The following is a 26943-nucleotide window of genomic DNA, read 5'->3' as shown; positions in this document are numbered from 1 at the left end:
GGCAGGCGGCGAGTAGAATTAATCTCCAGCCCGGCCCATTCGTCATCAGGTAGCGTTGTCCATGAGTAAACCCTTCAAATTGCATTCTGCGTTTAGTCCTTCAGGCGACCAGCCTGCTGCCATTTCACGCCTGAAAGAGGGGCTGGAAGACGGCCTGGCGCACCAGACGCTTCTGGGCGTAACGGGGTCGGGGAAAACCTTTACCGTCGCCAACGTCATCGCTGACCTGCAGCGCCCGACAATGGTGCTGGCGCCGAACAAAACGCTGGCGGCCCAGCTGTACGGCGAAATGAAAGCGTTCTTCCCGGAAAACGCGGTGGAGTACTTCGTCTCCTACTACGACTACTACCAGCCGGAAGCGTACGTCCCAAGCTCGGATACCTTTATCGAAAAAGATGCCTCGGTGAACGAACATATCGAACAGATGCGTTTGTCCGCCACCAAAGCGCTGCTCGAACGCCGCGACGTGGTGGTGGTGGCCTCGGTGTCCGCTATCTACGGTCTGGGCGACCCTGACCTGTACCTCAAAATGATGCTGCACCTGACGGTGGGCATGATTATCGATCAACGCTCCATTCTGCGCCGTCTGGCTGAATTGCAGTACACCCGCAACGATCAGGCGTTCCAGCGCGCGACTTTCCGCGTGCGTGGCGAGGTTATCGACATCTTCCCGGCAGAATCTGACGATCTGGCGCTGCGCGTTGAACTGTTTGACGAAGAGGTGGAACGCCTCTCGCTGTTTGACCCGCTGACCGGCCACGTTGATTCGACCATTCAGCGCTTTACCATCTACCCAAAATCGCACTACGTGACGCCGCGCGAGCGTATTGTGCAGGCGATGGAAGAGATCAAAGTGGAGCTGGCGGACCGCCGCAAGGTGCTGCTGGCGAATAACAAACTGCTGGAAGAGCAGCGGCTGAGCCAGCGTACCCAGTTTGACCTCGAAATGATGAACGAGCTGGGCTACTGCTCCGGCATTGAAAACTACTCGCGTTTCCTCTCCGGGCGCGGGCCGGGCGAGCCGCCGCCGACGCTGTTTGACTACCTGCCAGCTGACGGCCTGCTGGTGATTGACGAATCCCACGTCACCATTCCCCAGATTGGCGGCATGTACCGTGGCGACCGCGCACGCAAAGAGACGCTAGTGGAATACGGCTTCCGCCTGCCGTCGGCGCTCGACAACCGTCCGCTGAAGTTTGAAGAATTTGAAGCGCTGGCGCCGCAGACAATTTACGTGTCGGCAACACCGGGCAACTACGAGCTGGAAAAATCCGGCGGCGATGTGATTGACCAGGTGGTGCGTCCAACCGGGCTGCTTGACCCGCTGATTGAAGTGCGTCCGGTTGGCACGCAGGTAGATGACCTGCTGTCGGAAATTCGTAAACGTTCGGTGATTAACGAGCGTGTGCTGGTGACTACGCTCACCAAACGCATGGCGGAAGACTTGACGGAATATCTGGAAGAGCACGGCGAGCGGGTACGCTACCTGCACTCTGATATCGACACCGTGGAGCGTATGGAGATCATCCGCGACCTGCGTCTGGGCGAGTTTGACGTGCTGGTGGGGATCAACCTGCTGCGTGAAGGCCTCGATATGCCGGAAGTCTCGTTGGTGGCGATTCTGGACGCCGATAAAGAAGGCTTCCTGCGTTCCGAACGCTCGCTGATTCAGACCATTGGTCGTGCGGCGCGTAACATCAATGGTAAAGCGATTCTCTACGGGGACAAAATTACCCCGTCGATGGCGAAAGCGATTGGTGAAACCGAGCGCCGTCGCGAGAAACAGCAGCGCTATAACGAAGAGCACGGCATCGTGCCGCAGGGGCTGGTGAAAGACGTTGTTGATATTCTGGCGATGGGTGAGGGGCTGGCGAAAACCAGGGCCAAAGGTCGCGGGAAGTCGAAAAACGCGGTCACCATCGTCGAGCCGGATGTTCAGGCGCTGACGCCAAAAGCGCTGCAGCAGCAGATTACCTCGCTGGAAGCGCAGATGCTCAAACACGCACAGAACCTGGAGTTCGAAGAAGCGGCAGAGATTCGCGACCGGTTGCATCAGCTGCGCGAACTGTTTATCGCCACGTCCTGAGTGGGTGCCGCCCCGGCGGCGCTTCGCTTGGCCGGGCTACAGTCTGGTGCGTGAAAATTAAGAAGGCCTGATAAGCGTAGCGCCATCAGGCGTTTGTGTAGCCCGGGCGAGGCGTTAACGCCGACCCCGGGGTGGCTCGAACGCCGCCCTGGGCACTATTTCTCTAAAATTGCGGCAGCCATCACGGGCCGGGAACCAGCCTTAAGGTTCGCTTAATATAATCTACTGATACTATCCGTAAAATTATTGAGGGTAGTGTTATGTCGAATCTGAACGTCCAACAGCTGTTCACCGTGCTCGTCTCTGTTGCCATCGTTGCCGGCTTTGTTTGCCACTGGATGCTCACCTTCTGAAGCGCCTTAGCGCTTCGTCGGTTGAAACTCTACCCATGCCCGCGTCCCGGTTGCGGTGTCGCGGTTTTGTAAAAAGAACGCCGCCTCATGTAGCTGAGCGATGCGCGTAACGATACTCAACCCCAGACCAATACCGCCATACCGGCTGTCCATGCGCACAAACGCCTGGCTCAGTTCGCCCACCTTCGACTCATCAATCCCCGGACCTTCATCTTCCACGACCAGCATCGGTCGCGCGCCCTGAACCAGCGACAGCGTAATCGCTGACGTTTTTGGACTATAGCGATGGGCATTCTCAACCAGATTTCGCAGCAGCAGGCGCATCAGCGTGGCATCGCCGGGAACGGTCACCGTCGGTGTCGGTTCTGCAATCACCAGCGTTTGCGCGCGCGTTTCCAGCATCGTTTCCAGCTCGCCCTTCAGTGGCTCAATCACGTCGCTCAACAGATTTACCTGCTGATAGCTCCCCGCGGAGAACGACTGGCCGACGCGAGCGAGCAGCAGCAGTTGCGCCACGCTATCGGTCATCTGGTCCAGGCGCTGTACTAACGGGGACAGGTTGAGCTTCTGGGTTTTCTCCAGCAGCTCAAGGTGCAGCTTTAATCCCGCCAGCGGCGTACGCAGCTCGTGGGCGACGTCGGCGGTAAACAGGCGCTCTCGGTTAAGCGTCTGCGTCAGGTTATCAACAAGCTGGTTGATAGCGTTGGTCACCGCCTCAACTTCGACGGTGGTCTGTTGAAGAAAGATGGGTTGCAAATTTCCCGGCGTCCGTGAATCCAGCTCTTGTTGCAGGTCGGCCAGAGGGCGGGTGATCCGCTTTACCGCCTGCAGGCAGAGGAAGAGCGCAAGGCCAATGATCAGCAGGCTGGGCACCAGCAGGCTGGCAATCGCTTCACGCACCTCGTGGCGGATGTGTTTGGCGTTATTGTGGTTATGCATCAGCATCGCCACTTCCAGCTCAATCTGCTCTTTGCTCTCATGCCAGAGCCAGAACACGCTAATGAGCTGACACACCACCAGAATCACGCCGATGGTGAGCAACAGCTGATGCCGCATTGGCCACTTGCGGATGGAAAATAGCGCCATGCCTTACTCCGCTTTACTGATTGCGTTAACCAACTGGTAGCCAAACCCGCGCACGGTGCGAATCCGCGCTTTACCCACCTTGTCACGCAGATTATGGATATGCACTTCCAGCGTATTGGTCGCCGGTTCGTTATCCCAGTTGTAGATATCGTTGTAGAGGATCTCGCGGTGCACCGGGCTGCCCGCTTTCAGCATCAGCCGTGAAAGCAGAGCGTACTCTTTCGGCGTCAGCTCCAGCAACTCTTCATCAAGCCAGACCTGACGGCGGGTGACGTTAAGACGCAGATTCTCGACCGTAATTTCGTTATCGCCCTGGTTCAGGTTACGTCGCAGCAGGGCGCGAATGCGGGCATTCAACTCTTCCAGCGCGAATGGCTTCACCAGATAGTCATCGGCGCCGGTATCCAGCCCCATCACGCGGTCTTCCAGCGTATCGCGGGCAGTCAGAATCAGCACCGGCACGCTCATTTTTTCCTGCCGCATGCGGTTTAAGAAGTGCAGGCCGTCTTCGTCTGGCAGACCTAAATCCAGCACTACCAGGCTGTAATGTCCGTTAGCCAGGCTCAGCGCTGCCTGCTGTGCGGTTTCTACACCATCACAGGCGTAGCCTTCGCTCTGCATTGCCAGAATCAGCCCCTGTAATAATAGGGTGTCATCTTCCACGACTAATATTTTCATCTGCTGGCCTCTATTTACAGGTGGCTAATATATCATCCGCTGCGCGATATTCCTGAGTCTCTACGCCCGTTAATCCCAGCATTGTAGAGAACAGATTATCCTGCGAGTAGTCATTTTCTTTGGCCTTTTGCTGCAGGCAGGCGTAATTAACGCCATAGCGCTTCTGATAATCATCAGATAACCATAACAGCATTGGCACATGTTTTTGCGTTTCCGGGGCAATGGAATAAGGCAGCCCGTGTAAATAAACGCCATTTTCACCCAGAGATTCACCGTGGTCGGAAAGGTAAACCAGGCTGGTGGTGAATTTATCCTGTTTTGATTGCAGCAGTTTTATCGCTTTATCGACAATATGGTCGACGTACAAAATCGTGTTGTCGTAGCTATTTTTCAACTGCTCCTGAGTACAGGACTGGATTTCGCTGGTATCACAGGTTGGCGTGAAGCGGCGGAATTCCGGCGGATAACGGTTGTAATAGGTCGGGCCGTGGCTGCCGATGGTGTGCAGCACGATGACGCCGTCACCCTGCATACTATCAATGGTTTTTTCCAGGTCGTGGAACAGCACGTCATCGTAGCATTCGCCGTTGATGCACTGCCCTGGTAGGTTCAGCGCGGTGACATCCTGGTGCGGCACGCGGTCGCAGGCGCCTTTACAGCCGCCATCGTTATCGTTCCACTGCACCTGAATCCCGGCCCGCTGAATGATATCCAGTAGCCCTTCCTGGTGGTGCGCTAACGACTCGTCATAACCAGTGCGCGGCATATTAGAGAACATGCACGGAACCGAGACCGCCGTGGCCGTCCCGCAGGAGGCTGTTTTCGGGAAATAGACGACGTTATCTTTTGCCAGCAATGGGTTGGTTTCACGTTCGTAACCGCCCAGTGAGAAGTTAGCGGCGCGTGATGTTTCGCCGACGATTAATATCGTCAGATTTTTACGCGGGCCGTTTTTCATCACCGCTTTTTGTTTGGCATCTTCGCCAATTTTCACCAGCGGCAAGTTATCCATCTCATGGTGAAAATACCAGGAGTTCATCGCCACAATGCTGTTCGACGGGTTAAGCGATTTCACCAGCTCTTTATTATTGCGGAACAGCGACGCGTAATCTTTATAGAACAGGCCGGCGACCAGAAGAATTAACAGCGCCGATACGAGAACGGTGCCCGCACGCATTATTGTGCCGCGCCACACGCTTGCTGCCGGTTTAATTTTGATCCACCAGGCCAGCGCAATAGAGAGCAGAGCGGTAAAGGCAAATACCATAATCATCTGCCCGGAGAGCAGGGCGTAGCTTTCCGCAGGGGTGGTATCGAGAATATTGGTAATCATCGAACGGTCGACAATGATGCCGAAGTTCATCATGAAATACTGCGCGCTGGCGCTGAGCAAAACAAACAGCGTCGCGGCAACTTTCTCTAAGTGAATCACCGAAGCCAGGGTCAGCAAAATAGCCATCACCGCGAAGGCGACTACCGGCATGGACAGGAACACCAGCGCGTTGTGCAGGCCATCGACCGGCAGCAGCGTAAAGGCCTGGCGATAGAATACGATGTTCAGCGCCAGAGCGATGTACAGCGAAAACAGGATGATGTAGGTCAGTCGGCTGACGGCAGGACGATGGCGAAACAGGCGAAGCATAGCGTTGAACCCAAATAGATTGATGTTCGCTATGCTGCCCGACGTTTTTTAAGACAACCTTAAGATTTTAAGGAAACGCGACCAAAAGCCTGAAGCGCCTCTTCTAGTGCAGCACGTAACAGATGGCGATCGTGGCGATACGGAATGTCGCTGGCCTCCAGCGGTTGCTGGATCACCAGTTTCCCTTCTACGCCGCTGATATCGGTTTTGGGGCCAGCAATTACGGCATCGATAACGGGTTTACCAATGTAGTGCTCCAGCAGCGCAAGGCGGTCGCTGAGGGTCAAGTGGCCTGCGGGGCTATGCTCCCGACCCAGGTTTTCAATGTAAACCATTTGTGCCGGGGTGCGGCGCAGCGCCTGGGCAATCTCTGGCAGCAGCAGAATAGGCAGCAGGCTGGTGTAAAAACTGCCGGGGCCAATCAGAATCAGATCCGCCTCGGCGATAGCCTGCACCGCCTCGCGGGTCGCGGAAACCGACGGCGTTAGCATCAGCTCCTGCGGCGGCAGCGCAAGCTGATCGATATTCACTTCGCCGTAGATTTCATGCCCCTCGCTATCGATCGCCATTAAATCGACCGGCTGCTCGGACATGGGAATCAGTGAAGCCTCAACTTTCAGCAGATTTCTTATTAAATTGATCGCCTCTAAAGGCCGTACGCTCAGGTGGTCGAGCGCTTTTAACATCAAATTTCCGAGGTTATGTCCAGAAAGTTCGCCGTTACCGCCAAAACGATACTCAAACATCGTCGAAGCAACGCTGGGTTCGGTAATTAACTGATTAAGACAGTTGCGCATATCGCCCCAGGCGATGCCGCCTTCCGAACGACGGATACGCCCCGTTGAGCCGCCGTTATCGGTGGTGGTGACAATGCCGGTCAGGCGAGAACCAAGGGAGGAGAGAGACGACATCACGCGTCCAAGTCCGTGCCCGCCGCCGAGCGCCACAACGCGGTCGAGATCGGCAAAAGTGCGATTGCGCATACAACTTCCTTATGTCTGAAAAACCTGCTTACATTAGCCTAACTACCTCTAAAAGACGATGCTCCACCCCCAGCAAAATGACGTATATCAATGCAAAAACGTGATTTTTACGTATTCTGTAGGGAAAGTGCACGATAGGCTCGCTATATACAAGTTTATATAGCGAAAGCGAAAATGGCGAAACCTTTATTCTCGCGCTACTATTCGGCATAACATGGTTCAGTCATCCTGCCATGCAGGTTGAACAACACACTCTAGCCTCTGTGCCTAAGTTGAAAAATAGGGCGCTTTGGCCGCAACAGCCAACGCTGTTGCCAGGGCGAAGGAAGAAATGATCTCGCCTCCCGTATTTGGAAAGGTGTCTATGGCTTCACAACTCACTGATGCGTATGCACGCAGCTTCTACTATCTGCGTTTGTCGATTACCGACGTATGCAATTTTCGCTGCACCTACTGCCTGCCAAACGGCTACCAGCCTAACGGAGTCACCAATAACGGATTTCTGTCTCTGGACGAAATTCGCCGGGTGACGCGCGCCTTCTCGGCGTTGGGTACGGAAAAAGTGCGTCTGACCGGCGGGGAACCCTCGCTGCGTCGCGACTTTACCGACGTTATCGCCGCTGTGAGAGAGAATGCCGCTATCCGCCAGATTGCCGTGACCACCAACGGTTACCGTATGGCGCGCGACGTCGCGGGCTGGCGCGATGCGGGCTTAACCGCGATTAACGTTAGCGTCGACAGTCTGGACGCGCGTCAGTTTCATGCCATCACTGGTCAGGATAAATTCCGCCAGGTTATGGACGGCATCGATGCCGCCTTTACCGCGGGCTTTGAAAAAGTGAAGGTCAACACCGTGCTGATGCGCGATGTTAACCATCATCAGCTCGACACCTTTCTGGCGTGGATCAAACCGCGCCGCATTCAACTCCGCTTTATTGAACTGATGGAAACCGGCGAAAGCAGCGAGCTGTTCCGCAAGCACCATATCTCTGGCATGGTGCTGCGCGATGAACTGCTCAAACGCGGCTGGATCCATCAAATCCGTCAACGCAGCGACGGCCCGGCGCAGGTCTTCTGTCACCCCGACTACGAAGGGGAAATCGGCTTAATTATGCCGTATGAGAAAGACTTCTGCGCCAGCTGTAACCGTCTGCGCGTATCGTCCATTGGGAAGCTGCATCTGTGCCTGTTTGGCGACGGTGGCGTTGACCTGCGTGAACTGCTGGCGGATGACGCTCAGCAGCAGGCGCTGGAAGCGCGTATTGCCGAAGCGTTAACCCACAAAAAGCAGACCCACTTCCTGCATCAGGGCAATACCGGAATTACGCAGAATTTGTCCTATATTGGTGGATAATTCCAAATCAAGGAGCACGTAAATGAGTCAGGTGAGCGCTGAATTTATCCCGACACGCATTGCTATTCTTACTATTTCCAACCGTCGCGGCGAAGAAGATGACACCTCCGGCCACTTCCTGCGCGACTCTGCCCAGGAAGCCGGGCACCAGATAGTCGATAAGGCCATCGTCAAAGAGAACCGCTATCAGATTCGCGCCCAGGTTTCCGCCTGGATTGCCCGCGACGACGTACAGGTGGTGCTGATTACCGGCGGTACCGGTCTGACCGATGGCGACCAGGCCCCGGAAGCGCTGTTGCCGCTGTTCGACCGCGAAATTGAAGGCTTTGGTGAAGTGTTCCGCATGCTCTCCTTTGAAGAGATTGGCACCGCGACGCTGCAGTCCCGCGCCGTCGCCGGTATGGCGAACCGGACGCTGATTTTCGCGATGCCGGGTTCAACTAAAGCCTGCCGTACCGCGTGGGACAACATTATTGCCCCGCAGCTGGATGCCCGTACGCGTCCGTGTAACTTCCACCCTCATCTGAAGAAATAAACGATGTCGCAACTGACCCATATCAACGCGGCGGGTGAAGCCCACATGGTGGATGTCTCCGCCAAGGCGGAAACCGTTCGCGAAGCGCGCGCTGAAGCGTTTGTTACCATGCAGCCGGAAACCCTGGCGATGATTATCGAAGGCAGCCACCACAAAGGTGATGTGTTCGCCACGGCGCGCATTGCCGGTATTCAGGCGGCCAAGCGCACCTGGGATCTTATCCCGCTGTGCCATCCACTGATGTTGAGCAAGGTGGAAGTTAACCTGCAGGCCGAACCAGAACATCACCGCGTGCGCATTGAATCGCGCTGTCGCCTGACCGGGAAAACCGGCGTTGAAATGGAAGCGCTGACGGCCGCCTCGGTCGCCGCGCTGACGATTTACGACATGTGCAAAGCGGTGCAAAAAGATATGGTCATTGGCCCGGTTCGTCTGCTGGCGAAAAGCGGCGGAAAATCGGGCGATTTCAAGGCGGATTCCTATGATTAATGTGCTGTTTTTTGCTCAGGTCCGCGAGCTGGTGGGCACCGATTCGCTGGCGCTGGCGCCTGAGTTTGCAACGGTTGAAGCGGTACGCCAGCATCTGGCGGCGCAGGAAGGGCGCTGGTCTCTGGCGCTGGAAGAGGGCAAGCTGCTGGCGGCGGTGAATCAGACGCTGGTGAGCTTCGACCATCCGGTTGCAGACGGCGACGAAGTGGCATTTTTCCCACCGGTAACAGGAGGTTAAGATGAGCGAGACCCGAATTATCGTCCGCCACGAACGCTTCAGCGTTGGGGATGAATACCCGTGGCTTGCCGAGCGCGATGAAGATGGCGCGGTCGTGACCTTTACCGGCAAGGTGCGTAATCACAACCTGGGCGATAGCGTCAAAGCGCTGACCCTGGAGCATTATCCTGGCATGACTGAAAAAGCGCTGGCGGAAATCGTTGATGCCGCGCGCGAACGCTGGCCGCTCGGCCGCGTTACGGTCATCCACCGTATTGGTGAAATGTGGCCTGGCGAAGAGATTGTGTTTGTCGGAGTGACCAGCGCGCACCGCAGCAGCGCGTTTGACGCCGGCGAATTTATCATGGACTACCTGAAAACCCGTGCGCCGTTCTGGAAGCGAGAAGCCACGCCGGAAGGTGAGCGCTGGGTAGAAGCCCGCGACAGCGATAAACACGCTGCCGAGCGCTGGTAAGCCGTGAATGTGATACGCTTAGAATAAGTTCTACTCACACTCAGGAGAAAGTCATGGAACGATTCCCTCGGTCCGATTCAATTGTGCAGGCGCGTAGCGGCCTGCAGACCTATATGGCTCAGGTATATGGCTGGATGACCTGCGGGTTGCTGCTGACGGCGTTTATCGCCTGGTATGCGGCAAACACTCCCGCGGTGATGATGTTTGTCTTTTCCAGCAAAATTACCTTCTTTGGGCTGATCATCGCACAGCTGGCGCTGGTGTTCGTGCTTTCGGGCATGGTTCAGCGTCTTAGCGCAGGCATGGCGACCACGCTGTTTATGCTCTATTCAGCGCTCACCGGGCTGACGCTATCGAGTATTTTCATCGTCTATACCTATTCGTCCATCGCCAGCACCTTCGTGGTGACCGGCGGGATGTTCGGTATTATGAGCCTGTACGGCTACACCACGAAGCGCGACCTGAGCGGCTTTGGCAACATGCTGTTTATGGCGCTGATTGGTATCGTACTGGCGTCGCTGGTGAACTTCTGGCTGAAAAGCGATGCGCTGATGTGGGCGATTACCTACATCGGGGTGATTGTGTTCGTTGGCCTGACCGCCTATGACACCCAGAAGCTGAAAAATATCGGCGAGCAGATTGACGTTCGCGATTCGTCGAACCTGCGCAAATACGCCATTCTCGGCGCGCTGACGCTGTATCTCGACTTCATCAACCTGTTCCTGATGCTGCTGCGTATTTTCGGTAACCGCCGTTAAATACCTCCTCGACGTCGCTGCGCTCGGCCGGACTACAGACTCGAATTTGTAGCCCGGCCGAGCGCAGCGACGCCGGGAATCTCACCTAATCCCCTGCATTTTCCTCTTCGTTAAATGAATGTTTAGGCACAATTCATCACTCTGTTGGTGAAAATAGTGACAACAGCGTCACAAAAAGCACCACTATTACGGAATTTTCCGTAGACTTGAGTACTCTGAATAAGCGAATAAAATTCTTCAGGAGAGAAGCCATGAAGTGGCAACAACGAATTCGTGTCGCAACGGGACTCAGTTGCTGGCAGATTATGTTGCATTTACTGGTCGTCGCCGCACTGGTGATGGGCTGGATGGGCGGCGCGCTGGTACGCGTTGGCCTCGGGCTCTGCGTGCTGTATGCCGTGACCGTCGTATTGATGCTGGCGCTGCAGCGCCACCCTGAGCAGCGCTGGCGTGCCTTCGCCGACGTGCTCGAAGAGTTAACCACCACCTGGTATTTCGGCGCGGCGATGATTGTCGTCTGGCTGTTGTCACGCGTGCTGCACAATAACTACCTGCTGGCGCTGGCCGGGCTCGCTATCCTCGCAGGCCCAGCCGTGTTCTCGCTGCTGGTGAAAGAGAAAGCCTCAGGCGATCTTGCGGCGAAACATCGCGTACGCCACTGATCCCGTCGTGGCCGCTATAAACAGTAGCGGCCACAAACTCCCCCAGATAATCGACAAACTCGCATCCTTCAAATAGATCTGCTTGGTGATATCGGTAAAGTGACGAATCGGGTTTATCCACGTCAGATGCTGCAGCCACAGCGGCATGTTCTCCACCGGCGACACGTACCCTGAAAGCAGAATCGCGGGCATCATAAAGACGAATACGCCGATAAACGCCTGCTGCTGCGTCGAGCACAGCGACGAGATAAGCAGCCCAAAGCCCACCAGCGAGAGTCCGTAAATCACCATCGTAAAGTAGAACAGCGCCAGCGACCCGGCGAAGGGGATCTGATAGGCCCAGATCCCGACTGCCAGCACGATGCTTGCCTGGAAGGTCGCCACAATCAGCGCGGGCACCGCCTTGCCGACGAAAATTTGCCAGGTGGCGAGCGGGGAGACCAGCAACTGGTCAAGCGTGCCCTGTTCGCGTTCACGCGCCACCGACAGCGAGGTCACGATCATCACGCCGATGGTGGTGATCATGGCGATCAGCGATGGCACTACAAACCATTTGTAATCGAGGTTGGGGTTATACCAGTTACGCACCACCAGCTCGCTGTTATTGGGCTTCGCTTTCCCCTCCAGCAGCTCCTGCTGATAGTTTTTGACGATCTGCTGGAGATAGTTAGCGGCAATCTGGGCGCTGTTCGAGTTACGCCCGTCGAGCAGCAGCTGCATCGGCGCGGTCTGGAACGTGTCGAGGTTACGTGAGAAATCAGCCGGGAAGCGCACTAATAGCAGCGCCTTCTGGGTGTCGATGGTCGGTTGGATCTCCTGCGGGCTTTGCAGCAGCAGAACGTGGGTAAACGCTTTGGCGCGGGCGAAGCGCTGGGTCAGCTCTACCGAATGTTTACCGTTATCCTCGTTATAGACGGCGATGGTGGCGTTGGTCACCTCTAGCGTGGCGGCAAAGGGGAACAGCAGTACCTGGATCAGCACAGGCATGATCAGAATGGCACGCGTCTGCGGCTCGCGCAGCAGCGACTGTAGCTCTTTGCGGATAAGCGTCCATAAGCGGTACAGCATGTGAATTCTCCATTGTCCCCGGGCGAGCGCAGCGACCCCGGGAAAGCATCAATCCAACCGACGTTTGGTTTGCATCCACGTCAGACCAATAAACATCACCGCCGAGGCAATCAAAAACAGCGTGTTGACCATCAGCACCACCGGAATATTCCCCGCCAGAAACAGGCTTTGCAGGGTGCTGACGAAATAGCGCGCCGGAATGATATAGGTCACCACGCGAATCGCCGCTGGCATACTGTCTATCTGGAAAATAAACCCGGACAGCATAATCGACGGCAGAAACGCGGCGTTGAGCGCCACCTGCGCGGCGTTAAACTGGTTGCGGGTGATAGTCGAAATCAGCAACCCCATTCCCAGCGTGCTGAGCAAAAACAGGCTGGTGATGAAAAACAGAATCACCAGCGAACCGCGATACGGCACGCCGAGCACAAACACCGACACCAGCATACAAAGCAGCATCGCCAGCATGCCGAGGAAGTAGTAGGGGATAAGCTTGCACAGCAACAGTTCGACGCGGGTTACTTCGGTGGAGAGCAACGCCTCCATGGTGCCGCGCTCCCATTCGCGGGCGATCACCAGCGAGGTCAGGATCGCGCCGATGACCGTCATAATGATGGTTACCGCCCCCGGAATAATAAAGTGCTGGCTGATGGCCGCCGGGTTAAACCAGTAGCGGGTTTGCACGTCGATAAGCGGTTCGAAGCTTTGTCCGTTGTCCTCGGCGCGCTGTTTCTGCCACAACTGCCAGATCCCCTCGACGTAGCCCTGCACAAAGTTGGCGGTATTAGGTTCGCTGCCGTCGGTGATCACCTGAATCGGTGCATCGTTGCCTGACCGGACCATATTTTTGTCGAAGTCGACCGGCACCACCACGAGGCCACGAATGCGCCCGGCCTGCATCATCTCAATCAGCTGCTGGCGGTTGTCGCTAATAGTGGCGTCGATATAGGGCGAGCCGGTGAGGGTATGGGTGAAGTCCAGCGCCTCTTTGCTCTGCTGTTCGAGCAGCACGCCAACCCGCAGCTTGCTGGAGTCGAGGTTAATGCCGTAGCCAAAAATAAACAGCAACATCAGCGGGATCACTACCGCAATCAGCCAACTGCTGGGATCGCGGACGATCTGCCGCGTCTCCTTCACGCACAGCGCACGCACGCGCCGCCACGATAGCCCTTTAGCGCTCATCGGCATGCTCCTTATCCCAGTCGTGGATGAGGGTGATAAACGCCTGCTCCATGGTGGGGTCAGGCTGTTGCTCATCCGCGGCTTTGGCTTTCAAATCGTCCGGCGTGCCGCTGGCAATCAGCTTGCCGCGATAGACCAGGCCAATACGGTCGCAGTACTCCGCTTCATCCATAAAGTGAGTGGTCACCATCACGGTGACTCCTTTTTCCACCATGCTATTGATATGCAGCCAGAATTCACGGCGAGTGATGGGGTCAACGCCCGAGGTGGGTTCATCGAGGAACAGAATATCCGGCTCGTGCATCAGCGAGCAGGCCAGCGCCAGACGCTGCTTAAAGCCCAGTGGTAAGGCGTCGGTGGTGTGGCGAGCAATCTCCTTCAGGCCAAACGCCTCGCTCATCCGTTCGATTTTGTCGTTCTGCACCCGACCGCGCAGGCCATATACGCCAGAGAAGAAGCGCAGATTCTGCTCGACGGTCAGGTTGCCGTAGAGGGAGAATTTCTGCGCCATATAGCCCAAATGCTGGCGAGCTTTGCCTGAACCGGTTTTCAGATCCATATCCAGCACTAACGCATTGCCGGATGTTGGCACCAGCAGGCCGCACATCATCTTGAAGGTGGTGGATTTTCCCGCGCCGTTTGGCCCGAGCAGGCCGAAAATCTCGCCGCGCTTGACGGCAAAATTCACGTGGTCAGTGGCGGCGAAATCGCCAAATTTCTTGGTGAGCTGTCTGGCTTCGATCACCGTCTCATCCGCCGTGCCCTGAACGGTGTGCAGAATCGCCCCCAGCGGAGACTCTGAGGTGCCCGCACCGCCGAGCAGATCGATAAACGCATCTTCAAAGCGTGGCGTCGTTTCTTCAATCTCCAGTTCCGGCATCCCCGGTGCGCGCTTAAGATCGTCCGCCGTTGCCGATTTCTTCAGGATAACCCTTACCGAGCGCCCTTGAATCATGCCGTCGCTGACCATCTCCTGCTTCAGCGCATGCTGTAGCAGCCGGCGGTTATTCTCCACCGGGCTATGCATTAAAAAGCTGCGCCCGGCCATGGTGCGTGTGAGGGCGGTGGGTTCGCCCTGATAGAGCAGCTCGCCTTCGTTCATCAGCAGCACGTCCTGGCACTGCTCGGCTTCATCGAGATAGGAGGTGCTCCAGAGGATCAGCATCCCGTCGCCTGCCAGTTCATGCACCATCTGCCACAGCTCGCGGCGGGAGATGGGGTCAACGCCAACGCCGGGCTCATCGAGCAGCAGCACCTTCGGTTCGCCAACCAGCGTACAGGCGAGCCCCAACTTCTGTTTCATACCGCCTGAGAGCTTACCGGCTAGCCGCGAGGTGAACGGGCCGAGCGCGGTAAACTCCAGCAGGCGAGCGAAGGTTTTCTCACGCGCTTCGCCGGTGACGCTGCGCAGGTCGGCGTAGAGGTTGAGGTTCTCCATCACCGTGAGGTCTTCGTAAAGACCGAACTTCTGCGGCATGTACCCCATCACTGAGTGCAGGGCGCTATCGTCTCGAATCGGGTCGAGCCCCAGCACCACAGCGCTGCCGTCGTCAGGCTTCAATAAACCCGCCAGCATGCGCATCAGCGTGGTTTTCCCCGCACCGTCCGGGCCGACCAGCCCGGTGACGTAGCCGGCGTTAATCGTGCAGTCCAGCTTCGCCACCGCCGGTTTATTCATGCCTGCGAACTGTTTAACCAGCCCGTGCAGCTGAATCTGCTGGTCACTCATGGCGCGACCCATCGCTAAAACGCAGGGTGACTGGCATCCCCTGGCGCAGGCTATCGTCGGCATCGGTCACGATAATGCGCAGACGGTAGACAAGGTCGGTACGCAGGTCCGGCGTTTCAACGGTTTTCGGGGTGAATTCTGCGGTAGGCGAAACAAAGCCAATTTTACCGTGGTATGGCTTATCAGGGCGACCGTCGGTATAGAGCAAGATTTCGCGTCCCGGCTGCGCCTGACTGAGATTTTTTTCATCGACATAGGCGCGAACCCAGACCGGGCGAGTCAGGGAGAGCGTCAGCACCGTGCTGCCTGCGCTGAGCATGCTGCCGGGTTCCACGGCGCGGGTGAGCAGCGTACCGTCGGAAGGGGCGGTGAGCACGGTATCCTGTAAGTCCAGCGTGGATTGCGCCAGCTGCGCCTGCGCTTGTTCCAGATTGGCTTTGGCTTGGGCGATTTCCTGCGGACGGTTACCGGCGCGGTACTGGCTCAGTTTATCCTGCGCAGATTTCAGCGTTGCCAGCGCCTGGTCACGTGAGGATTTCGCGTTTTCCAGATCGTTTGCCGACAACAGCCGTTTGCTCCACAGTCCCTGCTGGCGCTGCAAGAAGCTCTGCGCGTAGTCATAGGCGGCCTGCGCCTGTTTGACGGCCGCTGCCGCCTGCGCAATCTCTTCGGCCCGGTAGCCCGCCATCATCAGGTCGTACTGCGCCTGGGCGGTGGCGACGTTGGCTTTTGCCTGCATCAGCGCGTTTTCAAACGGTGCTTTATCCAGTTCGCCCAGCGTCTGCCCCTGTTTGATGGCGTCACCCTCGTCAACCGATAGTGACTGTAGGCGGCCGCCGACGCGGAAGCTCATATTGACGGTGCGGATATCGACGTTCCCGTACAGGGTCAGGCCGTTATTTTGCCGACTCTGATACCACCATGTTCCGCCGCCAATCAGGGCGACGATGACCACCACGACCAGAATAAGCGCTACCGGTTTTTTCATGACTTCAGGCTCCTTTGCGTCAGTCCTTGCAAAATCAAATCGATGTGGCAGGTCACCACCTGGAAAATCTGCTCGGCCTTGTCGGCATCAAACTGTGACCAGCCGGTACGCATCAGGATGGTTTCCCGTCCGAGGCGAAAGGCCAGCACTTCGCCGAGCAGCGCGTGGGTATGGAGGATCATCTGTGTACTGTTGGCGTCGCAGCCAGTATAGGCGGCAATCAACCGGGTGAGGTGCGCGTGCAGCGGGGCGATGACCTGATCGTGGATCCGCTGGTAGGCGGCGGTCGGCGAAAGCTGCTCGCGGGAGATAAACTTGCTGAGGTTCAGGGTATCGTCCTGGGTCAGCAGCAAAATCATGTTCTGGCAGGCATGGAGGATCAGCGTGCGCATGGCGTCTCTGTCCGGCTCTGGCTGGGCAAAGAGCTGTTCTGCCGCTTCGGCATGCGATCGGAAATTCTCACCGATAAAGTCGGCAATCCACTGCGCGCAGGCCTGGTATAAATCTTCTTTTGAGCCAAAATAGTAGGTAATCGCCGCGATATTCTGCCCGGCCTGGGCGGCGATGTCTCGGGTGGTGGCATGGAGCCCGTACTCGCCAAACTGGGCGAGCCCCGCGGCTATCAGCTGGCTTTTGGCCTGTTCACCTTTGCTGGTTATTGGCGTTGTGCTCATGGCGTCACCAAAATTAATCAAACGATTGATTAAGATTATGCCGCGTTTTTAAACTTGTCCAGTCTGGTGAATAATCTTGTTTTCTCCCCCGGAGGGGATAATTTATGCGGTGCATCACAAAAACTGCTACACTCCGCCCCTTCATGACATTGTGGTTTTTGTCATTCCCCCGTTTTTTATCCCCTCGAAAACTACACCGCGTGCGGTCGGGGTGGGTGTGGAGTATGTATGTCTTTTGATTCCCTCGGACTGAACCCCGATATTCTGCGTGCCGTTGCTGAGCAGGGCTACCAGGAACCCACTCCTATTCAGCAGCAGGCGATTCCTGCTGTACTGCAGGGCCGTGACCTGATGGCGAGCGCGCAGACCGGCACCGGTAAAACCGCAGGCTTTACCCTGCCACTGCTGCAGCTGCTGGTTTCCCGCGAGCCGCACGTTAAAGGCCGTCGCCCGGTGCGCGCGCTGATCCTCACGCCAACCCGTGAGCTGGCCGCCCAGATTGGCGAAAACGTCCGTGAATACAGCCGCTACCTGAACATCCGTTCGCTGGTGGTTTTCGGCGGCGTGAGCATTAACCCGCAGATGATGAAGCTGCGCGGCGGCGTTGACGTGCTGGTGGCAACGCCGGGTCGACTGCTGGACCTCGAACATCAAAACGCCGTGAAGCTGGACCAGATTGAAATTCTGGTGCTGGACGAAGCGGACCGCATGCTGGATATGGGCTTTATCCACGATATCCGTCGTGTGCTGACTAAGCTGCCAGCCAAACGCCAGAACCTGCTGTTCTCCGCGACCTTCTCTGACGACATCAAAGCGCTGGCTGAAAAGCTGCTGACCAACCCGCTGGAAATCGAAGTGGCGCGTCGCAACACCGCTTCCGAGCAGGTGACGCAGCATGTGCATATGGTCGATAAAAAACGTAAGCGCGAGCTGTTGTCGCAGATGATTGGCCAGGGTAACTGGCAGCAGGTGCTGGTTTTCACCCGTACCAAACACGGTGCGAACCATCTGGCAGAGCAGTTGAACAAAGATGGCATCCGCAGCGCGGCAATCCACGGCAACAAATCGCAGGGTGCGCGTACGCGTGCGCTAGCAGATTTTAAATCCGGTGATATTCGCGTGCTGGTGGCAACCGACATCGCGGCGCGTGGCCTGGATATCGAAGAACTGCCGCACGTGGTGAACTACGAGCTGCCGAACGTGCCGGAAGATTACGTGCACCGTATTGGCCGTACCGGCCGTGCGGCGGCCACCGGTGAAGCGCTGTCTCTGGTGTGTGTTGATGAACTCAAACTGCTGCGTGACATCGAACGTCTGCTGAAGAAAGAGATCCCACGTATCGCCCTCGATGGCTATGACGTCGATCCGTCAATCAAAGCAGAGCCGATCCAGAACGGTCGCCAGCAGCGTGGCGGTGGCAACGGCGGCGGTCGCGGTCGCGGCCAGGGTCAAGGTCAGGGGGCCGGTCGCAGCCAGCAACAGCCGCGTCGTAACGACGGCGGTGCGCCGAAAGCCAAACCGCGCAGCGCAGAGGGCAAGCCGGCTGGCGATAAGCCACGCCCACCGCGCCGTCCGCGTAAACCTGCAGCAGCGCAGTAAATTGCGAGCCCGGCCGAAAGCCGGGCTTTCTTTTTTGCGGCGGCGTACAGAAAATGCCACAATAGTGGCTGTTTATACAGTATCTCAGGTTTTCTCATGGCTTTGACCGCTGCGCTAAAAGCGCAAATCGCCGCCTGGTACAAGGCGCTTCAGGAACAGATCCCCGACTTTATTCCCCGCGCGCCGCAGCGGCAGATGATTGCGGACGTCGCCAAAACGCTTACCGGAGAAGAGGGACGGCACCTGGCGATTGAAGCGCCGACCGGCGTCGGGAAAACGCTCTCGTATCTGATCCCCGGTATTGCCATTGCCCGCGAAGAGCAAAAAACGCTGGTGGTCAGTACCGCCAACGTCGCCTTGCAGGATCAGATCTACAGTAAAGACCTGCCGCTGCTGCGCAAAATTATCCCCGACCTGCGCTTTACCGCTGCTTTTGGCCGTGGGCGCTACGTCTGTCCGCGTAATCTGGCGGCGCTGGCCAGTACCGAGCCGAACCAGCAGGACCTGCTGGCGTTCCTCGACGACGAACTCACGCCAAACAATCAGGAAGAGCAGAAGCGCTGCGCGAAGCTGAAGGGTGACCTCGACGGCTACAAGTGGGACGGCCTGCGCGATCACACCGATATCGCCATTGACGACGATCTGTGGCGTCGCCTGAGCACCGATAAAGCCAGCTGCCTGAACCGTAACTGCCACTACTACCGCGAATGCCCGTTCTTCGTCGCTCGCCGCGAAATTCAGGAGGCGGAAGTGGTGGTTGCCAACCATGCGCTGGTGATGGCCGCGATGGAGAGCGAAGCGGTGCTGCCAGAGCCGAAAAACCTGCTGCTGGTGCTGGATGAAGGCCACCATTTGCCTGACGTCGCCCGTGACGCGCTGGAGATGAGCGCGGAGATTACCGCGCCGTGGTATCGGCTGCAGCTCGATCTCTTCAGCAAGCTGGTGGCGACCTGCATGGAACAGTTCCGCCCGAAAAGCACGCCGCCGCTGGCGCTGCCGGAACGGCTAAACAGCCACTGCGAAGAGCTGTACGAACTGATTGCCTCGCTCAACAATATTCTGAATCTCTATCTGCCGGTCACTCAGGAGGCTGAACACCGTTTCCCGATGGGGGAACTGCCCGACGAGGTGATGGAGATTTGCCAGCGTCTGGCCAAGCTGACCGAGATGCTGCGCGGGCTTGCCGAGCTGTTCTTAAACGATCTGAGTGAAAAAACCGGCAGCCACGACATCGTGCGGCTGCACCGCATTATTTTGCAGATGAACCGCGCTCTGGGCATGTTTGAATCCCAAAGCAAGCTGTGGCGGCTGGCTTCGCTCTCTCAAGCGTCAGGCGCGCCGGTCACCAAGTGGGCGACGCGTGACATGCGCGATGGGCAGATGCACGTCTGGTTCCACTGCGTGGGCATTCGCGTGAGCGATCAGCTCGAACGTCTGCTGTGGCGCAGCGTGCCGCATATTGTGGTCACTTCGGCAACCTTGCGTTCACTGAACAGCTTCTCCCGTCTGCAGGAGATGAGTGGTCTGAAGGAGAAAGCTGGCGATCGCTTTGTCGCGCTGGATTCACCGTTCAACCACGTCGAACAGGGCAAAATCGTTATTCCACAGATGCAATATGAACCGCTTATCGACAACGAAGAGCAGCATATTGCTGAGATGGCGGCCTACTTCCGTGAGCAGGTTGAGAGTAAAAAACATCACGGCATGCTGGTGCTGTTTGCTAGCGGGCGCGCGATGCAGCGTTTCCTCGAGTACGTCACCGACCTGCGGCTGATGCTGCTGGTGCAGGGCGATCAGCCGCGCTATCGGCTGGTGGAACTGCACCGTAAGCGGGTGGAGAACGGCGAGCGCAGCGTACTGGTTGGCCTGCAATCTTTTGCCGAGGGTCTGGATCTAAAAGGTGACCTGCTCACCCAGGTCCATATCCACAAAATAGCCTTCCCACCGATTGATAGCCCAGTGGTGATCACCGAAGGGGAGTGGCTGAAAAGCCTCAACCGCTATCCTTTTGAGGTGCAGAGCCTGCCCAGCGCATCGTTTAACCTGATTCAGCAGGTTGGGCGCCTTATCCGTAGCCACGGCTGCTGGGGCGAAGTGGTTATCTACGATAAGCGGTTGTTGACCAAAAACTACGGTAAGCGTTTACTGAATGCGTTACCGGTTTTCCCGATTGAACGCCCGGAAGTGCCGGAAGTGAAGCAAAAAGCCCCCACGGCGAAACCCAAATCGCCGCGTCGTAAAAAACGGTAGCCCGGTCGAGCGTTGTGCCGTCGGGACGAAGCCGCCGAATGAGCATGTAAAAGGAGCAGCACATGGATTATCGCAAAATCATCAAAGAGATCGGGCGCGGTAAAAATCACGCTCGTGACCTGGACCAGGAGACCGCGTGCGGCCTGTATAGCCACATGCTGGATGGCGACGTGCCGGACCTGGAAATGGGTGCGATTTTGCTCTCCATGCGTATTAAGGGCGAAGGTGAAGCGGAGATGCTTGGCTTCTACGACGCGATGCAGCAAAAGACGCTGCGCTTAACGCCGCCGGCAGGCAAGCCAATGCCTATCGTCATTCCGAGCTATAACGGTGCGCGTAAGCAGGCCAACCTGACGCCGCTGCTGGCGATGCTGTTGCACAAACTGGGCTTCCCGGTGGTGGTGCACGGCGTGAGCGAAGACCCGACCCGGGTCATTACAGAAACCATTTTCGCCCTGATGGGCATTGAGCCTACCCGTCACGCCGGTCAGGCGCAGGCGAAGCTCGAAGGCCATCAACCGGTCTATATTCCGGTTGGCGCGCTGTGTCCGCCGCTGGAACGGCAGTTGAATTTCCGCTGGCAGCTTGGCGTGCGCAACAGTGCCCATACGCTGGCGAAGCTTGCCACGCCGTTTGAAGAGAATGCCGCGCTGCGACTGTCCAGCGTGTCACATCCCGAATATGTAGGGAAGGTGGCGAAATTCTTTGCCGATATCGGCGGACGCAGCCTGCTGATGCATGGGACGGAAGGTGAGGTGTACGCCAACCCACAGCGTTGTCCGCAGATTACGCTGATTGATGCGGAGGGGGCGCGAGTGGTCAATGAACGTCAGAGCGAGCAGCCGGAGACGGAAGTGGTGCTCCCGTCGAGCAAAGATCCTGAAATCACCGCTCAATGGATTGAACGCTGTGTGGCGGGCGTTGAGCCGGTGCCGCATTCGCTGAAAATTCAGCTCGCGTGCTGCCTGCTGGCGACGGGTGAAGTGCAGAGTATTGAAGAGGGGCTGGCGCGAGTGGCGCAGTCGTATTGAGCCGTAGTGCTTTCCCAGGGGCACAGTGTTCGCCCGGACGGGTAATGTAGCCCGGGCGAGGCGTTTACGCCGACCCCGGGAAATCACCATTCTCAAATTCCACGCAAAAAAAGCCCGGCGTGGCAGCCGGGCAAACAAGGGTATCAACAAGTTCAATGAGGGTTGGAGCACCCGTGAGAGGTTAGGCTCACGGGGTATTGCATCGGTTGGTTATTTGTAGATAACTGCGGTGCCGCTAACTTTGTTGTTGGTGTTAGCGGAGGTGATGCTGTAACCGGATGCGCCAGCGTCAGCAGCTTTCTGAGCCAGTTTTGCTTCCAGACCATCCAGCGTGCTTGCACCGTTCGCAGATACCACACCAATTTCATTCATTTTTTGCGCTTGTTCCTGAGTGACCGGTTGTGCAGCGAAAGCACCGAAAGACAGGGTAGAAAGGGCAATAGCAGCAACAGCATATTTAATCGTTTTCATCATTAATCTCTCGCAGGTGATGTTGTTCGGATGACGTTGTTTCCGTCGATGTGAGAAGTATCACGTTTTTTTTCGACGGAATAAATCGAAGAGAATTGATGTCCATGCTCAAAAAAATTGAATGATTATTAATGTATTGATTATTAATAAAATATTCATGAAATGAATGTGTTTGCGGAGAGTCTAGCGGTAAGAGCGCGATCTAGCGCACAATTTGCCACTTTATTTGCCAAAAAGCGTGCTCGTAAAGATAACCGATTGCTCTGTATATTCAGGTATAGATTTGTCACCAGGGCTGGGTTAATCGCCTTTAATTAGCATTATATTCCAATAAATGAATTAGACGTAAACTTTTGTCATGAGTTTGTTTTTTGATGGAGCGGTTTACCGTTGATAGCCACTGATAGCCGTATCATCCGCTGATCCCGTTTATCTCCATCATAAAATTTGAGAAATATTTTGGGCTAAATTTCCGACCATTCCCGCAGCAGGTTATGGTAGAGATTAAGCAGCGAAAGCGCCTCGTCCGACTCACCGTAACGACGTTTTAAAGACTGAATATTGCCATCAAGCTCAAACAGCATGGCGCGACGTTTGTCATCGCGAATCATTGACTGAATCCACATAAAGGAGGCAATGCGGACGCCTGAGGTCACCGGCGTGACGCAGTGCAGGCTGCTGGAAGGGTAGAGCACCAAATCGCCCGCCGGAAGCTTCACCGCGTGCTGGCCGTAGGTATCGTTAATGGTCAGTTCGCCGCCCTCATAGCTCTCTGGGGCGGACAAAAACAGCGTGGCCGAGAGGTCGGTGCGCATCCAGCCGCTTTGCGGATGCTGGCGTACCGCGCCATCGACGTGAAAACCGTAGGTCTCCTGCTGCTGATAGCGGTTGAACAACGGGCTGGAGATCGTTTTGGGCAGCGCTGCGGCAAAGAACAGCGAGTGGCGATTCACCGCCTCCAGCACTTTCGCCTGCAGGCGGACATAGCGTTCGCTGCGAGTGTCGACCTGCTGATTTTGCTTAACCTGCGCCCCCTGCGCGCCGACGGTCGCTCGACCGTCTACCCACTCCGCCTGGTCCAACTCTTCAACAAGCAGGCGAACCTCGTCAGCGTTCAACACGCCAGGAATGCGGTACATCATGGGAATCTCTCCTTAAAAAAAGTGGGGCTTGCGCCCCACGATGATACTTAGAAGTGTACGTTAGCCGTTAACACGAAGGTTCTCGGCTCGCCCGGATGATAGCGATAGCCGCTCTTGTTAATCGAGGCAACATAGTTGGTATCAAACAGGTTGTAGGCGTTCAACTGCAGGTCGAGCGTGCTGTTTACGCGATAGCCAATCTTGGCATCGGCAACCCAGTAGCTGTCGGTGGAGTCTGGCGTGCCGACGGCACCGTCTTTGCCGCGGTGCATGCTACCAATATAGCGTGCGCCCGCGCCGACGGAAATGGCATCGGTTGCCTGATATTGGCTCCACAGGGTGAACGCATGCTCCGGCGTGTACGGGAGCGAAGATGAACCGTCCTGCGCGACATCGGCACCCTGCTGGACGGTTGCGCGCTGCTGCGTAAAGCCGCCAATGACCTGCCATTCTGGGGTGATGTTGCCAGCAACGGAGATCTCATAGCCTTCTACGCGCTTGGTGCCGTACTGCGAATAGGTGCCGTCGTCGTTGGCTTCAACATCATTTTCAATATCGGTGCGGAACAGGGCTGCCGACAGCAGCAGGCGTTTATCCAGTAACTCCCACTTGGTGCCCGCCTCGCTGGTTTTGGCTTTCTGCGGCTTAAAGTCGGTACGGTTGGCGTTGTTACCCGTGCCGCCAGCAGCCAGCGCGAAGTTGCTGCCGCCCGGAGGCTGCTGGGAGATGGCATAGTTGACGTAGACGTTGCCGTTCTGCGTCAGGTGATACAGCGCCCCCGCTTTCCAGTTGACCAGATTACCGGATTTGGTCGCATCGACGGTGGTAACCGGCGTATTTTTGGCAACGCCCGCTGGGCAAGCAACCGCGCCACGTCCCGTACCGCCACACAGTGAGGCGCTGTCATATTCGGTGTGATAGCTATCCAGGCGAATGCCGCCGTTCAGCTCGAAATCACGGGTAATTTGCAGCGTGTCGAAGGCGTAGACGCCAAAGGTATCGGTCTGGCCGTTAGCGTTAGCGCCGCTACGACTCAGGTTGCCGATGTTGACGTTACTGTTCGGATTATACAGATTCACCGCCGGGGCGGTCATCGGATAGACGCCGTAGTTGGTCTGCTGCTCGTGGGTAAACTCAACGCCGGTGCTGATATCGTGGCCGATAGTGCCGGTGTAGAACTTCGAGGTCAGGTTGGTCTGGTTGGTCAGGATCTTGTTGCTGACGTCTTTGGTGTTGACGTTGCGCGTCCAGGTCCAGGTACCGACATCGTTAGGGTTTGGTTGATCGATGTTAGTTGCCCCGCCCATCACCGCCGTCATCAGATAGTCCTGCTTAATCTGCGACCAGCGGGTGGTGTTGCGGAGGGTGGTGGTGTCATTGAAATCATGTTCAAAACGCATCGTCACCGTATCGGTAGTGGAGTCGTCGTAGTCTGAGTTGGTACCGTAGAAGTTGTGCGTATCCACCTTGCCCGAGCTATTGAGCGCCGATGTCGCCGCATTTGGCGCGGAGTAGCCCGGCAGACCCACGGTTGGTACACCACCATCCGGCGTGTTGTGCTGGGTGACGTGCAGATAGTTCAGGTACAGACGGTTTTGCGTCCCGAGACCAAAGGCGATGGAAGGGGCAACGCCGTAGCGCTCGTTTTTCACGTTATCACGCCCGGCGTCGTGGGTCTTTTCCCCCATCAGGTTTAAGCGCACGGCGGTGGTGTCGCCGATGGCTTCGTTCAGATCCAGTGCGCCACGGCGATACCATGCGCTGCCTACGCTTGCTGAAGCATCGATACCAGAGTCCAGGCGCGGCTGCTTGCTGATCATGTTGATCGAGCCCGTCGGCGCGCTGCGGCCATAGTCTGAACCAGACGGGCCTTTAATCACTTCTACCTGTTCGGTGTTGAAGGTGTCACGCGTCACGCTGCCGATATCACGAATGCCGTCGATGTAGATACTGTTCGACGTATCCGCACCGCGCATATAGATGGTATCGCCAGTCGATGAACTGCCGTTTTCACCCGCAAAGAATGCGCCCACACCTGGCACGTTTTTCAGCGCGTCGGTCAGGTTAGTTGCACCCTGATCTTTAAGGACCTGCTCGGAAATTACCGTCACAGTACGCGTGGTGTCGGCAATTGGGCGGCTGAATTTCGGATCGGCTGATTTTGTCGGGGCATATAGCGACGGGGCTTGCGCTTCAACAACCAGCGTATCTCCCTGGCCTTTTTCTTTACTGTCCGCAGCCTGGGCAGCAGGCGTCAGGCCAATGCACAGTCCGGTAAAGAAGGTGAGCGAGCCAAAGCTGCTGAACGGGGTAGTGCGATTTTTATCCATATCAATGAGCGTCTTATAATTTTTAAAAGCGATGTTTAAGATGACAACCGGGCACACCATGTCCCCTTTGCCACTGCAGGTTGCTTAATTTTTTTAAATGATGTTGATAATGATTGTGAGAAGCATTATCAAAACGCGTAACTTTTTATCACTCATTGAGCTAAAAATAAATACATTGCTTTACAGTTTCTTCATTTTTTATACATAAGAATTACACATTAAGGGGGCTCTCGGGCGACAGGTTCATAGCCCGAACGAGGCGTTTACGCCGACTCTGTGGCGGCTCGGCGATAAAATTTGCGTGCTATTATCCACAAGAAAAACTGATGATTTGTGCCATACAGCGTTGAGGATTATGTTGTCGCAAGTGTGATAGGCAAGGCGCTATAACGGTACAAACCGGAAACATAGGTAACACTTTAGCGCGTAGCCCGGGCGAGGTGTTTACGCCGACCCCGGGGAGGTATTGCTCAGGCCTGACGGGCATCCGGGCGGATTAAGTCAAACCGATGACGCTCATCAATGGTGTAATAGGCCGACGGGCCACCGGCGCGGAGCACCGGCTGCGCTTTGGCGGTTTGGTAGATACCATTTTCCAGCAGCGATTCGTCAATGTGAATGCCGACCACTTCGCCGAGCACCAGCCAGGTTTCGACGGCGGTACCGTCCGCACCGGTGAGCTGAATGCACTGCGACAGGCGGCACTCGAAGTTAACCGGACTTTCAGCCACACGAGGCGCTTTCACCAACCGGCTGTCGATGGCCGTGAGCCCGGTGCGGGCAAACTCATCCTCGCCGTGCGGCAGCGAAGCGGAGGTTTCGTTCATGGCGATGGCTAAATCGCGCGTGGTCAGATTCCAGACGAACGCTTTGGTTTCGACAATATTCTGCACGCTATCTTTCCAGCCGCTGCTGGCGAAACCGATGATCGGTGGGCGATAGTTAAAGCAGTTAAAAAAACTGTAGGGCGCAAGATTGCGCCGCCCCTGCGGGTCGACGGAGGAAATCCAGCCGATAGGTCGTGGCCCGACGATGGCGTTGAGCGGGTCGTGGGGCAGCCCATGTCCGTGGGAAGGCTCATAAAAATACATAGCGCACCTGTTATTTAGAAGCAGGAATCCAGACTCCCTTATTTACCGCACCGTCGTCAACGGGTATCTT

Annotated in this window: 24 protein-coding genes and 1 riboswitch; of the genes, 11 read left to right on the top strand and 13 right to left on the bottom strand. The window is 56.5% G+C overall.

Annotation, left to right across the window (positions count from 1 at the left end; genetic code table 11):
* Positions 1-61: 61 nt before the first annotated feature.
* On the top strand, positions 62-2086 hold the full coding sequence (gene uvrB / locus FHC49_RS01740) for an excinuclease ABC subunit UvrB (protein WP_220438402.1): 2025 nt from the start codon (positions 62-64) through the stop codon (positions 2084-2086).
* A 359-nt stretch (positions 2087-2445) separates the two neighbouring features.
* Here uvrB and pmrB read toward each other — a convergent pair whose 3' ends face one another.
* Genes pmrB through yvcK form a run of 4 tightly spaced genes read right to left on the bottom strand, consistent with a single transcriptional unit; the run spans position 2446 to position 6828 of the window.
* Positions 2446-3525 carry a two-component system sensor histidine kinase PmrB gene (gene pmrB / locus FHC49_RS01735; protein ID WP_220438401.1) on the bottom strand — a complete coding sequence of 360 codons (1080 nt, stop codon included), beginning with the start codon at positions 3523-3525 and terminating at the stop codon, positions 2446-2448.
* A gap of 3 nt (positions 3526-3528) precedes the next feature.
* Positions 3529-4203 carry a two-component system response regulator PmrA gene (gene pmrA, locus FHC49_RS01730; protein WP_185666708.1) on the bottom strand — a complete coding sequence of 225 codons (675 nt, stop codon included), beginning with the start codon at positions 4201-4203 and terminating at the stop codon, positions 3529-3531.
* A 10-nt stretch (positions 4204-4213) separates the two neighbouring features.
* Positions 4214-5845 (bottom strand): phosphoethanolamine transferase EptA, encoded by a 1632-nt coding sequence (gene eptA, locus FHC49_RS01725; protein ID WP_220438396.1) that lies wholly within the window; start codon positions 5843-5845, stop codon positions 4214-4216.
* Positions 5846-5904: 59 nt separating this feature from the next.
* Positions 5905-6828, bottom strand: coding sequence for a uridine diphosphate-N-acetylglucosamine-binding protein YvcK (gene yvcK, locus FHC49_RS01720; protein WP_185666706.1), 924 nt, complete (start codon positions 6826-6828; stop codon positions 5905-5907).
* 240 nt (positions 6829-7068) lie between these two features.
* Positions 7069-7205: riboswitch (molybdenum cofactor riboswitch) on the top strand.
* Between yvcK and moaA the strand changes: the two genes are divergently transcribed.
* From moaA to FHC49_RS01685, 7 genes are all read left to right on the top strand, one after another.
* A complete protein-coding gene (gene moaA / locus FHC49_RS01715; RefSeq protein WP_220438394.1) occupies positions 7193-8182 on the top strand; it encodes a GTP 3',8-cyclase MoaA in 990 nt (329 codons plus the stop codon). Its footprint overlaps the riboswitch before it by 13 nt.
* Positions 8183-8204: 22 nt before the next feature.
* Entirely contained in the window at positions 8205-8717 is a 513-nt protein-coding gene (gene moaB, locus FHC49_RS01710; protein ID WP_035892242.1) for a molybdenum cofactor biosynthesis protein B, read from the top strand.
* 3 nt (positions 8718-8720) lie between these two features.
* Positions 8721-9206 carry a cyclic pyranopterin monophosphate synthase MoaC gene (gene moaC / locus FHC49_RS01705; protein WP_185666704.1) on the top strand — a complete coding sequence of 162 codons (486 nt, stop codon included), beginning with the start codon at positions 8721-8723 and terminating at the stop codon, positions 9204-9206.
* On the top strand, positions 9199-9444 hold the full coding sequence (gene moaD, locus FHC49_RS01700; protein WP_185666703.1) for a molybdopterin synthase sulfur carrier subunit: 246 nt from the start codon (positions 9199-9201) through the stop codon (positions 9442-9444). Before moaC ends, moaD begins: the two co-directional genes overlap by 8 nt.
* A 1-nt stretch (position 9445) precedes the next feature.
* Positions 9446-9898 (top strand): molybdopterin synthase catalytic subunit MoaE, encoded by a 453-nt coding sequence (moaE, locus tag FHC49_RS01695; RefSeq protein ID WP_035892247.1) that lies wholly within the window; start codon positions 9446-9448, stop codon positions 9896-9898.
* A 53-nt stretch (positions 9899-9951) separates the two neighbouring features.
* Entirely contained in the window at positions 9952-10656 is a 705-nt protein-coding gene (locus FHC49_RS01690) for a Bax inhibitor-1/YccA family protein (RefSeq protein ID WP_035892249.1), read from the top strand.
* A gap of 251 nt (positions 10657-10907) precedes the next feature.
* On the top strand, positions 10908-11318 hold the full coding sequence (locus tag FHC49_RS01685; protein ID WP_220438392.1) for a YbhQ family protein: 411 nt from the start codon (positions 10908-10910) through the stop codon (positions 11316-11318).
* Here FHC49_RS01685 and FHC49_RS01680 read toward each other — a convergent pair.
* From FHC49_RS01680 to cecR, 5 genes are read right to left on the bottom strand one after another with little or no spacing between them, the layout of a single operon-like run.
* Positions 11280-12386: an ABC transporter permease gene (locus tag FHC49_RS01680; protein ID WP_185666701.1), complete on the bottom strand. Its 1107-nt coding sequence runs from the start codon at positions 12384-12386 to the stop codon at positions 11280-11282. The two genes, FHC49_RS01685 and FHC49_RS01680, sit on opposite strands and share 39 nt — an antisense overlap.
* Before the next feature lie 48 nt (positions 12387-12434).
* Complete coding sequence (locus tag FHC49_RS01675) at positions 12435-13568, bottom strand: ABC transporter permease (protein ID WP_220438390.1); 1134 nt, start codon at positions 13566-13568, stop codon at positions 12435-12437.
* Positions 13558-15297, bottom strand: a complete 1740-nt coding sequence (locus tag FHC49_RS01670) for an ATP-binding cassette domain-containing protein (protein ID WP_220438389.1) — start codon at positions 15295-15297, stop codon at positions 13558-13560. Before FHC49_RS01670 ends, FHC49_RS01675 begins: the two co-directional genes overlap by 11 nt.
* Positions 15290-16285, bottom strand: coding sequence for a secretion protein HlyD (hlyD, locus tag FHC49_RS01665; RefSeq protein WP_220438382.1), 996 nt, complete (start codon positions 16283-16285; stop codon positions 15290-15292). The genes FHC49_RS01670 and hlyD overlap by 8 nt, the downstream gene beginning before the upstream one ends.
* Positions 16282-16959 (bottom strand): transcriptional regulator CecR, encoded by a 678-nt coding sequence (cecR, locus tag FHC49_RS01660; RefSeq protein ID WP_220438381.1) that lies wholly within the window; start codon positions 16957-16959, stop codon positions 16282-16284. The genes hlyD and cecR overlap by 4 nt, the downstream gene beginning before the upstream one ends.
* A gap of 228 nt (positions 16960-17187) precedes the next feature.
* On the opposite strand from cecR, the gene rhlE reads away from it, so the two are divergent.
* From rhlE to ybiB, 3 genes are all read left to right on the top strand, one after another.
* The gene (rhlE, locus tag FHC49_RS01655; protein WP_220438380.1) at positions 17188-18558 is read left to right on the top strand and encodes an ATP-dependent RNA helicase RhlE; all 1371 of its coding nucleotides are present in this window, start codon (positions 17188-17190) and stop codon (positions 18556-18558) included.
* Positions 18559-18654: 96 nt separating this feature from the next.
* Positions 18655-20808, top strand: coding sequence for an ATP-dependent DNA helicase DinG (gene dinG / locus FHC49_RS01650; RefSeq protein ID WP_220438379.1), 2154 nt, complete (start codon positions 18655-18657; stop codon positions 20806-20808).
* 62 nt (positions 20809-20870) lie between these two features.
* Positions 20871-21839 carry a DNA-binding protein YbiB gene (gene ybiB / locus FHC49_RS01645; protein WP_220438377.1) on the top strand — a complete coding sequence of 323 codons (969 nt, stop codon included), beginning with the start codon at positions 20871-20873 and terminating at the stop codon, positions 21837-21839.
* 210 nt (positions 21840-22049) lie between these two features.
* On the opposite strand, the gene ybiJ is transcribed toward ybiB, so the two are convergent.
* From ybiJ to FHC49_RS01625, 4 genes are all read right to left on the bottom strand, one after another.
* A complete protein-coding gene (ybiJ, locus tag FHC49_RS01640; RefSeq protein ID WP_185666760.1) occupies positions 22050-22310 on the bottom strand; it encodes a DUF1471 family protein YbiJ in 261 nt (86 codons plus the stop codon).
* Between the two features lie 464 nt (positions 22311-22774).
* Positions 22775-23452 carry a PKHD-type hydroxylase YbiX gene (gene ybiX, locus FHC49_RS01635; protein ID WP_220438376.1) on the bottom strand — a complete coding sequence of 226 codons (678 nt, stop codon included), beginning with the start codon at positions 23450-23452 and terminating at the stop codon, positions 22775-22777.
* Positions 23453-23499: 47 nt separating this feature from the next.
* Positions 23500-25782: a catecholate siderophore receptor Fiu gene (locus tag FHC49_RS01630; protein WP_220438375.1), complete on the bottom strand. Its 2283-nt coding sequence runs from the start codon at positions 25780-25782 to the stop codon at positions 23500-23502.
* A gap of 470 nt (positions 25783-26252) precedes the next feature.
* A complete protein-coding gene (locus tag FHC49_RS01625) occupies positions 26253-26873 on the bottom strand; it encodes a flavin reductase family protein (protein ID WP_220438367.1) in 621 nt (206 codons plus the stop codon).
* Positions 26874-26943 lie beyond the last annotated feature (70 nt).

The organism is Kluyvera sp. EC_51 (assembly GCF_019584505.1).
GTDB classification, from domain to species: Bacteria; Pseudomonadota; Gammaproteobacteria; order Enterobacterales; family Enterobacteriaceae; genus Kluyvera; species Kluyvera sichuanensis.
The sequence above is the reverse complement of the archived record's forward strand: the minus strand, read 5'-3'. Positions and strand labels throughout refer to the sequence as shown.

What these genes read in the sequence shown, in the direction of transcription:
- rhlE (WP_220438380.1), top strand. Translation starts at nt 17,188, where the DNA reads ATGTCTTTTGATTCCCTCGGACTGAACCCCGATATTCTGCGTGCCGTT.
- FHC49_RS01670 (WP_220438389.1), bottom strand. Translation starts at nt 15,297, where the DNA reads ATGAGTGACCAGCAGATTCAGCTGCACGGGCTGGTTAAACAGTTCGCA.
- pmrA (WP_185666708.1), bottom strand. Translation starts at nt 4,203, where the DNA reads ATGAAAATATTAGTCGTGGAAGATGACACCCTATTATTACAGGGGCTG.
- FHC49_RS01625 (WP_220438367.1), bottom strand. Translation starts at nt 26,873, where the DNA reads ATGTATTTTTATGAGCCTTCCCACGGACATGGGCTGCCCCACGACCCG.
- uvrB (WP_220438402.1), top strand. Translation starts at nt 62, where the DNA reads ATGAGTAAACCCTTCAAATTGCATTCTGCGTTTAGTCCTTCAGGCGAC.
- eptA (WP_220438396.1), bottom strand. Translation starts at nt 5,845, where the DNA reads ATGCTTCGCCTGTTTCGCCATCGTCCTGCCGTCAGCCGACTGACCTAC.
- FHC49_RS01630 (WP_220438375.1), bottom strand. Translation starts at nt 25,782, where the DNA reads ATGGATAAAAATCGCACTACCCCGTTCAGCAGCTTTGGCTCGCTCACC.
- moaD (WP_185666703.1), top strand. Translation starts at nt 9,199, where the DNA reads ATGATTAATGTGCTGTTTTTTGCTCAGGTCCGCGAGCTGGTGGGCACC.
- moaE (WP_035892247.1), top strand. Translation starts at nt 9,446, where the DNA reads ATGAGCGAGACCCGAATTATCGTCCGCCACGAACGCTTCAGCGTTGGG.
- ybiJ (WP_185666760.1), bottom strand. Translation starts at nt 22,310, where the DNA reads ATGAAAACGATTAAATATGCTGTTGCTGCTATTGCCCTTTCTACCCTG.
- dinG (WP_220438379.1), top strand. Translation starts at nt 18,655, where the DNA reads ATGGCTTTGACCGCTGCGCTAAAAGCGCAAATCGCCGCCTGGTACAAG.
- pmrB (WP_220438401.1), bottom strand. Translation starts at nt 3,525, where the DNA reads ATGGCGCTATTTTCCATCCGCAAGTGGCCAATGCGGCATCAGCTGTTG.
- yvcK (WP_185666706.1), bottom strand. Translation starts at nt 6,828, where the DNA reads ATGCGCAATCGCACTTTTGCCGATCTCGACCGCGTTGTGGCGCTCGGC.
- FHC49_RS01685 (WP_220438392.1), top strand. Translation starts at nt 10,908, where the DNA reads ATGAAGTGGCAACAACGAATTCGTGTCGCAACGGGACTCAGTTGCTGG.
- ybiX (WP_220438376.1), bottom strand. Translation starts at nt 23,452, where the DNA reads ATGATGTACCGCATTCCTGGCGTGTTGAACGCTGACGAGGTTCGCCTG.
- moaA (WP_220438394.1), top strand. Translation starts at nt 7,193, where the DNA reads ATGGCTTCACAACTCACTGATGCGTATGCACGCAGCTTCTACTATCTG.
- moaC (WP_185666704.1), top strand. Translation starts at nt 8,721, where the DNA reads ATGTCGCAACTGACCCATATCAACGCGGCGGGTGAAGCCCACATGGTG.
- FHC49_RS01690 (WP_035892249.1), top strand. Translation starts at nt 9,952, where the DNA reads ATGGAACGATTCCCTCGGTCCGATTCAATTGTGCAGGCGCGTAGCGGC.
- cecR (WP_220438381.1), bottom strand. Translation starts at nt 16,959, where the DNA reads ATGAGCACAACGCCAATAACCAGCAAAGGTGAACAGGCCAAAAGCCAG.
- FHC49_RS01680 (WP_185666701.1), bottom strand. Translation starts at nt 12,386, where the DNA reads ATGCTGTACCGCTTATGGACGCTTATCCGCAAAGAGCTACAGTCGCTG.
- FHC49_RS01675 (WP_220438390.1), bottom strand. Translation starts at nt 13,568, where the DNA reads ATGAGCGCTAAAGGGCTATCGTGGCGGCGCGTGCGTGCGCTGTGCGTG.
- ybiB (WP_220438377.1), top strand. Translation starts at nt 20,871, where the DNA reads ATGGATTATCGCAAAATCATCAAAGAGATCGGGCGCGGTAAAAATCAC.
- moaB (WP_035892242.1), top strand. Translation starts at nt 8,205, where the DNA reads ATGAGTCAGGTGAGCGCTGAATTTATCCCGACACGCATTGCTATTCTT.
- hlyD (WP_220438382.1), bottom strand. Translation starts at nt 16,285, where the DNA reads ATGAAAAAACCGGTAGCGCTTATTCTGGTCGTGGTGGTCATCGTCGCC.